We start from the raw sequence: 14,158 nt of genomic DNA, 5'->3' as shown, positions 1-14,158 counted from the left end.
CGGAATTTCATCTTACCAGTGCCGTGCCGGCCCGGTATCAATATGCACAAAGTTACTGCTTGGGTAGTATCCTACACCACCAGCGCCCATGGAAAGCGCCGCTTTGCGAACATTGCTCAATGCAATCCCGTCAATATGTAAATCCATCGCCTGACCCAGCGTGTGGTAACTGTGTTTCGCTACGCCTTTCGTGTGGGCCCGCAGGGAATTGTTGGTCGCCAGCGAACGATACCCCGATATCAACGTCACCGGTTTGCGGGTATCGAGCAACGCCTGCAAACGATAAAGCTGATCGAACAGATGCGGATCGATGTTCTTGACCTTGTTGGCCCGATAATCACGGAAGAAATGATTCAAACGTGACAACTCATCCTTGTCGTAACTTTTCCCGTTAAAAAACTCAGTTTTGAGCGTTTCACCGGTATTCAGGTTATTCAGTGTTAATACACGAGGACGCGAGGTGGAGAGCGAGGCGAAAGCCTGTCGGGGAAGCAATGCACAACCTAATGCAGCGCCTCCTAATGTCAGCCACTTACGGCGATGAGAGTCAAAATTATTCATTAATCTGTATTACCCGGCTAAATGTTCTGAAATGGTGCAAAATGGTTACCGTTTGGAACCATAACCGGGGAGAATAGCTGAGTCAACCGGGGAAATGTGACAGCTTCGGCAAATATCAACACCTGTCTGGAAGCCGAGGTGACCGGCCCAGTTTTCCCTGAGCCGGAACACCTGAAGAATCAACCATTAGAGCATTAATTGACCAGCAGCAGCCATACTCTGCACGCCAGAACGCGCCGTCATATCATAATTGTAAATATCTGTACGATATTGCGCCTTACCGTCATCCGCCACCCATGCCGTCAGGTAGTAAAGATTGACAGGAATGCGATGACGAATCGGCACGTAGCGGGTGTCACCTTCTTTCAGCGTGCTGGAAATGCGCGTGTCATTCCATCCCGCATCCTGTAACAGCAGGTTGGCCAAATCAGACGCTTTATTGACACGGACACAGCCTGAACTCAGCGCCCTGATGTCTTTCTGGAACAGGTTATGGTTCGGCGTATCGTGCAGATAGATGGCATCTGAGCTAGGCATATTGAACTTATACCTTCCCAGCGAATTCGTTGCACCCGGCGCCTGACGTATGCGGTAAGGGAATGACGCCGCTGAAACCATCCGCCAGTCGATCATCGACGGATCGATGACTTCCGCATCATTGCTCCAGCCAGAGAGCAAGGTGTAGTTATGTTTATAGAGATAAGCCGGGTCCTGCTTCACTTTCGGCACAATATCCTGACGGACCAGCGTAGTCGGCACATTCCATGGCGGGTTAAGCACCACGTTATTCAGTGCGCTGCGCATCAGAGGCGTTTTGCGGTCTGGTCGGCCCACAATAACCCTCGACGCCAGGATCTGACTGCCGTTGAGATAATAGATCAGCGAGTAGTTCGGGATATTCACCATAATCCCGTTATGCATATCATCAGGCAACAGACGCAAACGCTGAATATTCAGCGCAAGCAGAGAAGCACGAAGCTGCGGCGAAACGTTCAGCCATTCACGGGTCCGTGGGCCAATCGCACCATCCGGCTCAAGCCCCTGCCAGCGTTGGAAGCGTTTTACTGCTTCGACCAGCTCAGCAGAATAAATATGCGTTGGGTCGGCGGGCACGGCATTTCCCTGCACCTGACCGGCCAGCTCAGGCGTGTTGGCGGCATTGGGATTTTCCGGCAGCGGCGTGGCGGAAGGACTGACGGTCGCCTGCTCATCAACCGGCTTAGGTGCAGGTGTCGAGGCTATCTCTTCATCCACGAAAGACGCCGGTACGCTGGTGGTCGGGACGGGTTCATCGGTCGGCTTCGGTCCTTCGGCGCTGGCGGTCATCATTCCGGTGCGCGCAAGAATTGCCCTCAGTGCAGGAACATCATCACTCAGTTGTCCCGGCTTCAGGGTCTGTTTCGCGGCCAGCTGCGGCCAGGGATGATTATCTGCCAGCAGCGTTTTCAGCGCCTGATGCATCAGAACATATTGCGGGTGCTGCGGCGCAAGCGAGGTGACAAAGGCATTGGTTCCACCGTGTTCAACCGCTCTCTGCCACTGATTAATCACCGACAGCGTGGGCACTTCCAGCTTATAGGGCACGTTGCTGTACAGCCAGGTTTCCCCTTTGGCGGGCACCGTGGAGACAAACTGCAGATAGCCCAGCATCGCATCAGACAGCACGACATCACGCGCCATTCCCGTAATAGAAGGATCGGTCAGCAGTTTAACCCACAGATTAAACTGCGGCTGCACGCCAGAAATGGCCACTTCAGCCAGTTGCTGCTGGAACTGCTGCACAGCCTGCCGATCCTGCCACAGTGGCTGCATGCCCTGGGTCGCATACAGCGAAGCCAGGGTCGTCAGATAAAACGGTTTATAACCAGCAGGAAGCGTGGCCAGCAGATGTCGCTGGGCCTGCGATGGGGTATAGGTTGCCGTTACAGGCGCGGATACAGGCGGAATACCTGCCAATGCGGGTTGCATCTGACCGGCAAGCACCAGGCAAGCACTAAACAGTGCCAACCTTGCAGAATTCGTTTTCATCAGCAACATCCCTTGCTCCCTGGTTAAGTGCCAAAACAGATGGCGATCACCTGTTTATTAGTCATTGTTATCAGTATAGAAAAAGAAAACGGCATTCGCTGTAAATACAGCCAATGCCGTTGGGTAGAATAAACCGCTGCCCGACTTTTTACTATATCTGCCGGTTGAGATTTTCTTATGAAGAAGCCTGTTGATCTTCCTCAGGTGTGGAGGAATTCGCGGCGGTTGGCTCGGCGGCAAAGCCGCGCAGGCCGACGACGTGAACGTGTTCAATGTTATTGACCACTTTACGCACCAGTTTATACGTCGTGCCCTTCTCAGGACTGATATTCTCTGGCGCGGCGATAATCAGCTGCATTTCCAGACGATCGCACAGCTCAAACAGCGTGGCGATCGACTTGGCATCCAGTCGCGCAGCTTCATCGAGGAACAGTAGGCGGCACGGTGAGATATCTTTTCCGCGCAGGCGGCGAGACTCTTCTTCCCAGCTCTGCACGACCATCACCAGAATCGACATCCCGGTCCCGATCGCTTCACCGGTTGACAACGCACCACTTTCCGCACGCAACCAGCCATCAGATCCTCGGTTTACCTCAACCTCCATTTCCAGGTAGTTACGGTAATCCAGCAGCTCTTCACCAATGGTTTGCGGCGTACGCTGGCCCATATCAATCTGTGGATTCAGGCGCTGATACAGCTTAGCCAGCGCTTCTGAGAAGGTCAGGCGATTGCTGTTAAACAGATCCTGATGCGCTTCATGCTGTTCAGACAATACGTCCAGCAGCGTGGAATGCGCCTCGCGGACGTTAACGTTCAGACGGACGCTCTTCACCTGGCCGAAGCTCACGGCCTGCAGGCCCTGGTTCAGCTGGCGAATACGGTTTTGCTCACGCTGAATGGTCTTACGAATAATGTTAGACACGCTGCGGGAGCTGATAGCCAGCATCTGTTCGCGCGCGGTTAACTCTTCGGTCAGACGGCCAAGTTCAATCTCCATCTGCTCAATCGCTTCGACCGGATCGTCGGTACGGATGATGTCCTGACGGATGCGTTCACGCAGATGCTGATAAACAGCGATGAAGAACTGAATCTTACGCTCTGGCCGTTTTGGATCTTCGGACAAACGCAGCACGTCGCGCAGATGTTCGTTATCGGCCACTGCCAGACGCAGCGCACCTAACGCCTTATCCGACATTGAACGCAGCTCATCACCGCCGAGGTAAGAGAGTTCACGACGATGGAGACGGCGCTCAACGCCATTGTCTTTCACCAGGCGTAACACCGCGACCCAACCCGCCTTGGCATGAACAACCTGCTCGCGGCCCTGATGGTAATCGCGCTCGACACGCTTCAGTTTTTTCTGCAGCGCGTCCATTTCGGCTTCGCAGAAGGTGATCTGCTTTTCCAACTGATTGCGACGGGCGCGGTTATTGCTTAGCGCAGCATAGAGTTCATCACGGCGCAGACGCGCGCGCTCTTCCGCGCTGGCATCTGCCTGCACACCGATATCCTGCATCTCTTGCTGAAGTTCTTTCAGCATGTCGCGCTTGGCATCGTAAGAACTTTTCAGTGACGCCAGCACCTGAGAATACTGGGTAAACTGCGCCTGATGACCGCGCAGCTGCTCGCGGGCACGGGTACGATCGGATTCGGCCTGCTCAAGACGCTTACGCAGCTTCTCATTCAGGTCGCTGTTACCGTCGAGCATGCCGGCGGAATCGACATAGCCAAAGTGCGCGCGACGCTGCACCACTTCGGTCATGGCAAAGGCTTGCTGGCGGGCATCGCGCTGAACCTGCTGCGCCTGCTGATAATCCAGCTTCAACTGTTCGTGCTGTTCCGGATCGCTCTGCAGCACTGAGATCAGCGGTTCCAGTTTCGCCAGTTGCGCACCATGCTGCTGCAGGAAACGCGCGGCTTCCTGTGCTTCATCCAGACGCTCAAGCAGTTCGTCATAACGATCCTGCAGGGTTTCATCCTGCAGCAGGCTGACGCGTGGCATCAGGCGGTTAAGCTGGGCGACGCCCTCTTTCGCCTGATCAAACTGCTGACGCTGCTGCTGGTTTTCCGTTTCATGCGCGGCCTGGCCACGTTCGAGTTCACCGCGACGCAGGTTCAGTAAACGCAGCTCGGCTTCCGGATCCGACTCAAAGGCGACGGCTAAATGGCTACCGATAAAACGGCTGAACGACTGGTGCAGACGCTGCGTTTTCTGCACGTCAAACGACAGCGTGGCATAGCGTTCTGCCAGCGTTTCGCGTTCGGCATGTAACAGATCCAGCTGATTTTCACGGGCAGCACGACCAAACAACGGCACTTTAGGGAAGCGCGAGTAACGCCACTGGCGATCGCCTGACTTCACCACTACCGCTTTTTGCAGCTCTTCAACGTTAAATACGCTGTCATCGAACGACTGCGGGTCCCCTTCGATCAGATAAAGGTCTTCCGGGCAGTCTTCCAGACCGTCCAGCAGATCCTGCACCAGTGACAGATCGGGCACCACGATACCGTGACGGGCCGGGCCATACAGCGCGGAGAAGTACGGCGCATCGTCGATGGTGACGTCGTCATAAATTTCTGACAGCAGCACGCCGCCAAAACGCTCGGCCAGATGGGTCATACGGCCATCTTCAGCGCCGCCAGGCTGGCTCAGACGCTCGACCTGTTTTTCAACTTCGCGTTTACGGGCCGAAACTTCGTCGCGTTCAACGGTGGTTTCGCGCTCGCGCTCCAGCAGCTGCTGCATGTACTCGGTCACCTGCTGACCGCTCTCCAGCTCCTGACCGGTTTGCTCGTTCAGCTGGCTAAGAATATCCTGCGCGGCATGCCACTGAGGAGCCTGTTTGGTCAGACGGGCAATGCGTTCACGCACCTGTTCAAGCTCCTGACGCATTTCCATGCGACGTTCGCCCGCTTCAGACACGCTTTCGGACAGCTGTTCAATACGGGCTTCAAGCTCGTACTGATAGCCTTCCAGATCCTGCGGCTCAAACTGTTGCCCGTGACGCTTACAGAACTCATTCAGTAACCGTTCTGCATCCTGCTGTTCACGCAGTCGCTGTTCCATCTCGGCCACGCGGGAACGTAAGGACTGCAACTGCTCGGCGTGATAACGCTGATTGCTGGCATCGCGAAGCAATTCGCGGCCGGTGTGATACGCGTCGGAACGACTGACCGGTCCGGCAATGCGGCCCACCAGCTCAAAAGCCTGCTCGAACTGACTGTGAGCAGCCTGCGCCACGCTCATTTTCTGTTCAAGCTGCAATAACTTGTCGGTCGCTTCCTGCTCTTTCGCACGGAAGGTTTCCTGCCACTCTTCGGCATTGTCGACGGTCAGTTCGGCAACCCGGCAGATTTCCTGCGCGCGCTGCAGCGCCTGCAACGCTTGCTGATACTGGATAGCGCGGGTTTGCTGCACGTCCAGCGCCTGCTGGTAATCGGCCAGCTGACTTTTCAGCTCATCGACTTCCAGTTCAGCGGCTTCGCTGCGGGCTTCATTCTCTTCCTGCACTTCACGGGCTTCAGCGACAACTTCATTCTGCTCTTCAAGACGGTAGGTCAGCTCATCGATATCGCCTTCATAGCGCTCGATTTTTTCCTGCTGACGCATTGCCGTCTGCACCAGGTTAAGGTGGTCGCTGGCGCTCTGGTAATCGGTTTCGAGATCGCTTTCTGCTCCGTTGTGCTCAGCCAGTTCGCGAGCCATTTCAACATGGCGATACTGCTCCGCTTTTAACTGCTTGCGGCTGGTGAACAGCTCATTACGGTTCAATAACGCGCCGTCAAGGTGGATGCGGCGTTCGTTAGCATGACGCATATAGTCCGCAGCAACATAGCTGGTTGCTTCGGAGATCAGGTGCTTAAACAGATCGCGGTCGGACTGGGTGACGCGAATCGCTTCCAGCGTCATGCGGTTCTCGCGCAGCGCGGCTTCCATATCCTGGAAGGCCTTACGCACGCCGCTGTTTTCCGGCAGCAGGTAATCACGCAGCGATCGGGTAATGGCGCTGGAGATACCGCCATACAGCGAGGCTTCGATCAGGCGATAGTATTTGCTGCGATCGGCGGCTGAGCGCAGACGACGCGCCACAATGCCCAGATCGAACATCAGCGAGTGGTAATCAGTGATCGAGTTAAACTGCTTAAACTGCACGCTTTCCATCGCTTCGAACTTGTCTTTCAGTTCGCTCAGCGGCAGAACGCGGGCCTGACGGGCATTGACCGTTTCCGTCAGGATTTCCGTCGGGTTGATCGACATCGGCAGGCCGTGAATGCTGAAAGGCTTGATATCGACTTTACGATCGCGACCGGCAACCTGCTGCAGACGCACACCGACAATCACGCGCTGATGCAGGGAATTCACCACGTCCAGCGCGGCGTAACAGACGCCAGGACGCAGCTTTCCGTGTAAACCTTTGTCACGCGAGCCGGAGGTGGCTCCCGCTTCGGTGGTGTTACGGAAGTGCAGCAGGGTCAGATCGGGGATCAGCGCCGTGATAAAGGCCGCCATGGTGGTAGACTTACCGGCGCCGTTACCGCCGGAAAGCGTGGTAACCAGCTCATCCAGGTCAAAGGTGCGGGCAAAAAAACCGTTCCAGTTAACCAGGGTCAGCGAGCGAAATTTTCCGCGTTCAATCATTTACTCGTTCTCCGCGTTGTCCGACGACGGGCTCTGCGCCTCATCATCCTCTTCGCTTTCATCATTCAGCGCCAGGCCACCTTCAATCGGCATCGCTTCGCCATCCCGGATCATTCTCAGCTGCGCTTCGCGGGCATCGTCGCCGCTCCGCACATCCGCACCAAAGCGGAATACCGACTCAATAATGCGGAATTTGCTGCTGTCATTACCCATAAACCACACCATGCCAAGGCGGCGCAGACGGTTAAGGGAAGCGCGCATTTTTTCCTGCAACTTTTGCCGATCGAGATCGGAACCGGTTGAGCGCTGGTTAACGAACTTCATCAGCTTGCTTTCATCAGCCAGCGACAGCAGCTCATCATAAAGCTCCTGCTGGGTGAAGATGCCTTCATTCGCCAGACGTTCCGGGCTCAGGTAGAGATAACACAGGATTTTGCCCACCATCATATCCAGCTCGGAAAGGACCGAACGCGGGATCAGCGTGGTGGAGCGGGGACGCAGATAGAAGAAGCCTTCCGGGGCACGGATCAACTCAACGTTGTAACGCGCGTAAAACTCTTCCAGATACTCCTGATAATCCATCAGGAAAGCATGTTGATCCAGCTCTTCAATGCCAATATGGCGACCGGAACGTAACTGGCTGTCCAGCGCCGGGAAAAGAGAATTGGCCAGCGCCTGTGCCAGTTTAACCGGCATCACTTGTTCAATATTTGTCGATGACATGCGCCTGCACCTTGGCTCCGTAATCATTAATGACCTGCCATTCTGCTGACAAGCCGGAGAAATCTGCTTCGGCCACGCCTAAGCGGACGGCCTGATCGACGACAATACGCGCCACGTCGAAGTGTCGTGCCCGGGGATACTGCACCAGGTAATCACGCATCACTGTGCCCAGATTGAGCGGTTTCTGTTGGGCTTTATAGATGGCCAGCGCTTCTTCAATCATCGCGGCCAGCTGTTCACGAATTTCGTTAAACTCTTCGTATTCAAGTTCGGAAGGCAGTTCACCGGTCACTTCCTCACTGCGCAACGCCAGTTCTTCATCACGCATGTCATACAGGCGTTCAGCATTGGCATAGGTCAATGCCCAGGGATGATCGAAATAGGTTTGCACAGACTTGCGCAAGCGTTGAGCGAAGACGCGGTTTTTATCCATATCGATGGCGGTACGGATGAATTTGTGCACGTGACGGTCATAGCCGATCCACAGGTCAATCGCCTGCTGTCCCCAGCTGATAATGCGGTCCAGCTTGTTTTGCAGGTCGTACACCAGCTTATCGATAAAGCCGAGGTCCGGGCTGCTCAGCGTGGCATCCTGAATGCGTAACAGATTGGCCTGCAGCTTATCGCCTGCCGCCTCCAGCGTGTCCTGCAATTCGCGCAGCGTGCCGGAGGTTTCATTCAGCAGCATTTCACAGCTGGAAATGGCCGCGCGCCAGTCTTTGTTCAACAGCTGGGCGATATCGTCTTTCACCGCCTGCTGCTGTTCATCCATGGTTCGCTGGGTGATATCGATGCTGTCGAAGATTTCTGCCACCGAGTATTTCAGCGGGGCGAAAACGTTGCGATGCCAGTGGAATTCGTCACCGTCTTCATCGGCCGCATCGGCAGCGCGCTTCAGCTCGCCGGCAACAATCGACAGCTGCATCGACAGCCGCAGCGTTGAGAACTCACGCTGGCGGATGTAGTAATCCGTAATGCCGATGGCCAGCGGCGTCAGGCGATAGATGGCGTTGCCATCGGCCTGTTCACTGACAAAGCGGTTAAGCAGGCGCTGACGCACCATATCGTTGATGGCGTTATTGGCTCGCACACCAACGGTTTCGCTGGTCTGTTCAAACCCTTCACTGACGTGACGGAAGGCATCGGTCAATTCGCCTTCGCTCATTTCGCCATCCATGCGCTCCCCGTTCAGGGTGGCAATCGCCAGCAAAAACGTCAGACGTTCGGTAGGCAACGTGACGGAAAAGTCATTTTTTCGCGCCCAGGCGACCAGTTCCGGTACAGTCTGGGAAAATTCACTCATGGTTCGTCCTGTTTATGGGTTTCCGCGCGGTCACGTGGATATAACGGCCCAAACTTAAAAATGGCTCCTGGCGGCAGAAGCGTAATTCCTGCTGCAGAACTTCCTCAAAACGTTCAGATTGCTTGTTCTTGTCACGCATATAGTCATGAAAAACGCGGATCCCGGTCTTGGTTTCCACTGTAAAGCCTGCTGCTTCTAACCAGCGATAAACCTGCTCAGGTTCACGTGGGAAGTCAGGCGACAGCGTTTTTCGTTTGCGTTTCTTCAGGTCAGCCTGCATATAACCGAAGTTGCCCAGCACCAGCGTCTGCATTATCAGGCCATTGACGTTATAAAACATCAGCGACAGCACGCCGCCCGGGGCCAGCACATCATACAGTGCTTTTAAGATGGCTTCAGGCTCGGCGACCCATTCAAGCACCGCGTGAAACAATACCAGATCGGCCGGCTTATCCAAATGTTGACCGACCTGTTGCGCGCTAATTTGTTTGAATTGCATGTTCCCGCTCACACCTTTTTCTTCGGCATGAGCCTCTGCGCGTTGCAACATCTCAGCGGAGAGATCGCAGAGTAAGACCTGATGACCTCGGGCTGCCAGGCCACAGCTCATCTGCCCTTCTCCACCGCCGGCATCCAGCACGTTGAGTGGCCCTTCCGGCAGGCTGGCGAGGATCTCTTCCAGCGCCTGCCAGACAATCGCCTGGCGGATCCGCCCTTTGGTGGTACCGTAGATATTCTTCGAAAATTTTTCGGCTATATCATCAAAGTTGCGATCCTGCATTCGGGTTCCCGGCGGCTGAGTGGGTGAAACTGGCGGCTATTTTGACATACACTGACCAGGAATGAACCTTTCAGTCATCGCCAGGCTCTCGGGTGGTGTTTTTTCGGACAAAAGGAGTCCGTTTTCATGCTTTTTGCGTTAAAAAAACTCGTCGGTGGGCTGTTGCTGCCCTTGCCTTTGCTGATTGTGTTGATGGCAATTGCGCTTTTGTTGCTCTGGTTCAGCCGCTGGCAGAAAACCGGCAAAATTATCCTCTCTGCTGCCTGCCTGCTGTTGGCGCTGTTAAGCCTGCAACCGGTGGCGGACAACCTGCTTGCGCCGACCGAAAACCGCTATCCCACCTGGCAGAATCAGCAAAAAGTCGGCTATGTGGTGGTGCTGGGCGGTGGATACACCTGGAATCCTGACTGGGCGCCTGGCTCCAATATGATCAACAACAGTTTGCCGCGGCTGGTTGAAGGGATCCGCTTATGGCGGGAGAATCCGGGAGCCAAATTGATCTTTACCGGTGCGGCGGCGCAGAACAATCCGGTCAGCTCTGCCGAAGTCACGTCCCGCGTCGCCCAGTCACTAGGCGTGCCACTGAGTGCGATCGTGACGCTTGATAAACCGAGGGATACCCGACAGGAAGCGGCTGAAGTGGCTAAGGTGGTGGGAAAAACACCCTTCCTGCTGGTGACATCCGCCTCACACCTGCCGCGAGCGATGATCTTTTTCCAACAGCAGGGACTGGATCCTCTACCGGCGCCAGCCAATCAGCTGGCTATTGACTCACCGTTGAATGTCTGGGAACGCGCAATTCCGTCGCCATTGTGGCTGGGTCACAGCGATCGGGCGATTTATGAGTGGTTGGGAAGAGGCTGGCAACGGCTGACCTCCGGGGATGGGGCCTCAACTGAGCCAGGGGAGCAGTGAGTCCGCCGCGCGTTGAAAACGGCGTGCATCGAACTGGCCGGTATGAATCAGCCGGTCAGTCTCGTCCCACAGCGTGTACAGCCAGCGCCGGGCAACAAACCCTTCCGCCACCGGAGCCTGCTTCAGGTAATGGAAGAGCAGCGATTCTGCCAGCCCCTCTTCGCACAGCCGGAACAACTCATATTCCCGTGGTGCCCACAGCATCATCCCGGGATTGATCATCGACAATAACTGGTCGCTCCACGCCTCTTTCAACATACTGCTCAGTGACAGATTGCCGTGAACCAGCACGCAAGGATCGTTGAAATCCGCCAGCAGATTGCCGAGGTTTTCCCGGCTGCGGTAGAGCACGCGCCGGTGTTCCATCGACAGCGCGTCAGGCCGCATAAACCCGAGCGTGGACCAGATCACCTCAACGCGCTGGGCATACCAGGAAACCCAGTTATTTTCCTGCGTGCTGTCGACGCTGCCGACCAGACCGTGGCTGTCGAGCCGATGCCATGCCAATAAGGCGGCAACAATCTGATCCTGCAACTGCAGCCAGCGGACCGGCGTGCGCGTTGGCGCTTCAACCGACACGCCGCCCATGCGCTCGATCAGCAAGACATCATGCTGTGGCGGTTGCTGGCTGACGATCAGGCCGTAGACCGTCGGCAAACGGATGGTGCTGTCCTTGGCCAGCATCGAAAGCTTATAGGCTTCCTGTGCCGCAATGCCTTTGACATTGAAGTATTTTGCCACCATTGGCAGCGAGTGGCCTTGCTGGTCATAGAGCGAATACAGGCTGGACCAGGGTTGTTCACTGATACATTCCAGGCGGCTGAGGGTTTCGCCCAATACCAGAGAAAGCTCCGAGCGGAGTTGTTCCATTTCCTCCTCCTTTAAAAAAAGTGGAGAAGGGGCCAGCGAAGGCCCCAACAGGATTACTGCATAGCCGCGCGCACGCGGGCCAAATCTTCCGGTGTATCGACACCAACGCTTGGGATCGCTTTGGCGACGGCAACGTGGATTTTTTCGCCATACCAGAGCACGCGTAGCTGCTCAAGCAGCTCAATGTGCTCCAGCGGACTCGGCTCCCAGCTGACATAGCGGCGAATAAAGCCCGCACGGTAGCCGTAGATGCCAATGTGACGCAGGAAGGTATCGCCGATTTCTTCGCGGGAGGCGGCAAAACGCTCACGATCCCAGGGAATGGTAGCCCGGGAAAAATAGAGCGCGTAACCTTTCGCATCCATCACGACTTTGACCGCATTCGGATTGAAGGCTTCCTCTGCGGTCTCAATCGGCACGGCTAACGTCGCCATGCCGGCTTCGCTTTTGGCCAGGTTTTCTGCCACCTGACGGATGATAACCGGTGGGATCATCGGCTCATCGCCCTGCACGTTCACGATGATGGTGTCATCGGCAAACTGATAGCGATCGATCACTTCAGCCAACCGTTCCGTGCCGGAGTGGTGATCGGCGCGGGTCATACACACCTCACCGCCGGCCGCTTCAACAGCACGCGCCACCTGTTCATTATCGGTAGCGACAATGACCCGATCGGCACCTGATTCCAGCGCTCGCTCCATCACATGCACTACCATCGGTTTACCCTGGATATCGACCAGCGGTTTACCCGGCAGGCGCGTTGAAGCAAAACGCGCCGGGATAATAGCGACAAAACTCATGGGTGGATCTCTTCCATGGTGAGTGAACGCGCTTCTGTCTCCAGCAGGACTGGAATGCCGTCGCGCACAGGATAAGCGAGGCCATCAGGTTTGCAGATAAGCTCCTGCTGGTCTTTGATGTAATACAGTTTGCCGTGGCAAACAGGACAAGCAACGATTTCGAGTAAACGGTGATCCATGGTTTCTCCCTGGTGATCCCGGTCAGACAGGTCCTTAGAATATCATAGCTGGCGCGGCATCGGTTACTTCCCCGCGTGCAGGATGTTACAGCGCCCACCCTTTTTGCCAGGCAACTGCCAGCGTTTCGGGCAGCTTATCCAGCACCACCGCCTCGGCCCCTTGCCAGCGCGCAAAGCGTGAGATGGCCTGATGCAGATCGTTGATCGTGCCCTGACTGATTTTGACGCCCTGCTCCAGCCACAGCTGTTTGATCTGCAATACTTTTTCCTTACGCTGCATTTTCGCATCCAGCCGCCCTTTCAGTTCTCCCCGGTGCAGAATTGGCAGAACAAAATAGCCATATTGCCGCTTCGCTTCTGGCGTATAACATTCCAGTCGGTAATCGAAGTTAAACAACTCCAGCGCCCGTTTGCGGTCCCAGACCACCGGATCAAAAGGAGACAGCAAGGTGGTGTAGGTTGCCCGGGTTCCCTGTTCGAGAAGGGGCAACAAAGCGGCATCCAGGTAACAGGCGCCCAGCGATTCCACTTCCACCGGTATCACGTCTCCCTGCGCCAGCCAGTCAGCCAAAACCGCCTTTACTGGCGCGCGCTTCAGACGGTAATAATCGGGTAGCCAGGCGGCACGAAACAGCCCCAAACTTCTGGCACTGTTACGCAACATCTGGCGGACCGCCTCTGACTCTTCAATCCCATGCAGCTGGTCATCCCAGTCCGGCATCACGCGCTGCCGCAGATCGTAGACGCGCTGAAAATTGCGTCGCTCGATCACCATCAGATCGCCGGCCGTGAACAGATTTTCAAGATGGCGTTTATGCGGTTTCCACGACCACCAGCCAGGCTTCTGACCGGGAGGTGCGGCAAAATCGGCCGATCTGACCGGCCCATTTTGTTCAATATGCGTTAACAGATCGCCGACTTCCTGCTGCCAGTTCTCCATCCACTCGCTGTTATATTTCCATCCCATATGGTGAGGATTCAGCATGCGATGGCGCAGCAGGCGATAGTCTTCGATTGGGATAAAGCAGGCTTCATGCGCCCAGTATTCATAGAGGTTACCGCGGCTTAGCGCCTCACCGAGCCAGCTTTCGGGATAGTCGCCTACACGGCTGAATAGCACCAGATAAGGGCTGCGGGCAACGACGTGGATGGTATCAATCTGCAGTAATGACATCTGGCGGATGGCGCTGAGGATATCTTCAGCCCTGGCTGTACGTCCCGGTGGGCGAAGCAGCCCCTGAGCGGCGAGGTGTAACTGGCGGGCCTGAGAAAGCGAAAGTTGGAGAGCGGACATGATGCACCTTCGTGACAAAGATGCAGTGAGTTTAGTTCTTTTCCGGAGATTCCGGCACGGAGATT

10 protein-coding genes and 1 pseudogene are annotated in these 14,158 nt (G+C 55.6%); 1 reads left to right on the top strand and 10 read right to left on the bottom strand.

Annotated elements, in window-relative coordinates; all coding sequences use genetic code 11:
- Positions 1-12 precede the first annotated feature (12 nt).
- From EBC_RS09335 to cmoM, 6 genes and pseudogenes are all read right to left on the bottom strand, one after another.
- The gene (locus EBC_RS09335) at positions 13-561 is read right to left on the bottom strand and encodes a YcbK family protein (protein ID WP_013201542.1); all 549 of its coding nucleotides are present in this window, start codon (positions 559-561) and stop codon (positions 13-15) included.
- Positions 562-747: 186 nt separating this feature from the next.
- Positions 748-2,454 (bottom strand): annotated as a pseudogene (ldtD, locus tag EBC_RS09330) (L,D-transpeptidase); the annotation flags it as partial.
- A 310-nt stretch (positions 2,455-2,764) separates the two neighbouring features.
- On the bottom strand, positions 2,765-7,228 hold the full coding sequence (gene mukB, locus EBC_RS09325) for a chromosome partition protein MukB (protein ID WP_013201540.1): 4,464 nt from the start codon (positions 7,226-7,228) through the stop codon (positions 2,765-2,767).
- A complete protein-coding gene (gene mukE, locus EBC_RS09320; protein WP_041691956.1) occupies positions 7,229-7,951 on the bottom strand; it encodes a chromosome partition protein MukE in 723 nt (240 codons plus the stop codon). It abuts the gene before it with no gap.
- Complete coding sequence (mukF, locus tag EBC_RS09315; RefSeq protein ID WP_013201538.1) at positions 7,932-9,254, bottom strand: chromosome partition protein MukF; 1,323 nt, start codon at positions 9,252-9,254, stop codon at positions 7,932-7,934. Before mukF ends, mukE begins: the two co-directional genes overlap by 20 nt.
- Complete coding sequence (cmoM, locus tag EBC_RS09310) at positions 9,247-10,035, bottom strand: tRNA uridine 5-oxyacetic acid(34) methyltransferase CmoM (RefSeq protein ID WP_013201537.1); 789 nt, start codon at positions 10,033-10,035, stop codon at positions 9,247-9,249. The genes mukF and cmoM overlap by 8 nt, the downstream gene beginning before the upstream one ends.
- Positions 10,036-10,161: 126 nt before the next feature.
- Between cmoM and elyC the strand changes: the two genes are divergently transcribed.
- Entirely contained in the window at positions 10,162-10,950 is a 789-nt protein-coding gene (gene elyC / locus EBC_RS09305) for an envelope biogenesis factor ElyC (RefSeq protein WP_013201536.1), read from the top strand.
- On the opposite strand, the gene EBC_RS09300 is transcribed toward elyC, so the two are convergent.
- The 4 genes from EBC_RS09300 to EBC_RS09285 form a co-directional block, all read right to left on the bottom strand.
- A complete protein-coding gene (locus tag EBC_RS09300) occupies positions 10,927-11,820 on the bottom strand; it encodes a YcbJ family phosphotransferase (protein ID WP_013201535.1) in 894 nt (297 codons plus the stop codon). The two genes, elyC and EBC_RS09300, sit on opposite strands and share 24 nt — an antisense overlap.
- 53 nt (positions 11,821-11,873) lie before the next feature.
- Positions 11,874-12,620: a 3-deoxy-manno-octulosonate cytidylyltransferase gene (gene kdsB / locus EBC_RS09295; protein WP_013201534.1), complete on the bottom strand. Its 747-nt coding sequence runs from the start codon at positions 12,618-12,620 to the stop codon at positions 11,874-11,876.
- On the bottom strand, positions 12,617-12,799 hold the full coding sequence (locus EBC_RS09290; RefSeq protein ID WP_013201533.1) for a Trm112 family protein: 183 nt from the start codon (positions 12,797-12,799) through the stop codon (positions 12,617-12,619). The genes kdsB and EBC_RS09290 overlap by 4 nt, the downstream gene beginning before the upstream one ends.
- 85 nt (positions 12,800-12,884) lie before the next feature.
- Entirely contained in the window at positions 12,885-14,093 is a 1,209-nt protein-coding gene (locus tag EBC_RS09285; RefSeq protein WP_013201532.1) for a winged helix-turn-helix domain-containing protein, read from the bottom strand.
- Positions 14,094-14,158: the final 65 nt, after the last annotated feature.

Source organism: Erwinia billingiae Eb661 (assembly GCF_000196615.1).
Classification (GTDB): domain Bacteria; phylum Pseudomonadota; class Gammaproteobacteria; order Enterobacterales; family Enterobacteriaceae; genus Erwinia; species Erwinia billingiae.
The sequence above is the reverse complement of the archived record's forward strand: the minus strand, read 5'-3'. Positions and strand labels throughout refer to the sequence as shown.

What these genes read in the sequence shown, in the direction of transcription:
- mukF (WP_013201538.1), bottom strand. Translation starts at nt 9,254, where the DNA reads ATGAGTGAATTTTCCCAGACTGTACCGGAACTGGTCGCCTGGGCGCGA.
- EBC_RS09300 (WP_013201535.1), bottom strand. Translation starts at nt 11,820, where the DNA reads ATGGAACAACTCCGCTCGGAGCTTTCTCTGGTATTGGGCGAAACCCTC.
- mukB (WP_013201540.1), bottom strand. Translation starts at nt 7,228, where the DNA reads ATGATTGAACGCGGAAAATTTCGCTCGCTGACCCTGGTTAACTGGAAC.
- EBC_RS09290 (WP_013201533.1), bottom strand. Translation starts at nt 12,799, where the DNA reads ATGGATCACCGTTTACTCGAAATCGTTGCTTGTCCTGTTTGCCACGGC.
- EBC_RS09335 (WP_013201542.1), bottom strand. Translation starts at nt 561, where the DNA reads ATGAATAATTTTGACTCTCATCGCCGTAAGTGGCTGACATTAGGAGGC.
- kdsB (WP_013201534.1), bottom strand. Translation starts at nt 12,620, where the DNA reads ATGAGTTTTGTCGCTATTATCCCGGCGCGTTTTGCTTCAACGCGCCTG.
- cmoM (WP_013201537.1), bottom strand. Translation starts at nt 10,035, where the DNA reads ATGCAGGATCGCAACTTTGATGATATAGCCGAAAAATTTTCGAAGAAT.
- mukE (WP_041691956.1), bottom strand. Translation starts at nt 7,951, where the DNA reads ATGTCATCGACAAATATTGAACAAGTGATGCCGGTTAAACTGGCACAG.
- EBC_RS09285 (WP_013201532.1), bottom strand. Translation starts at nt 14,093, where the DNA reads ATGTCCGCTCTCCAACTTTCGCTTTCTCAGGCCCGCCAGTTACACCTC.
- elyC (WP_013201536.1), top strand. Translation starts at nt 10,162, where the DNA reads ATGCTTTTTGCGTTAAAAAAACTCGTCGGTGGGCTGTTGCTGCCCTTG.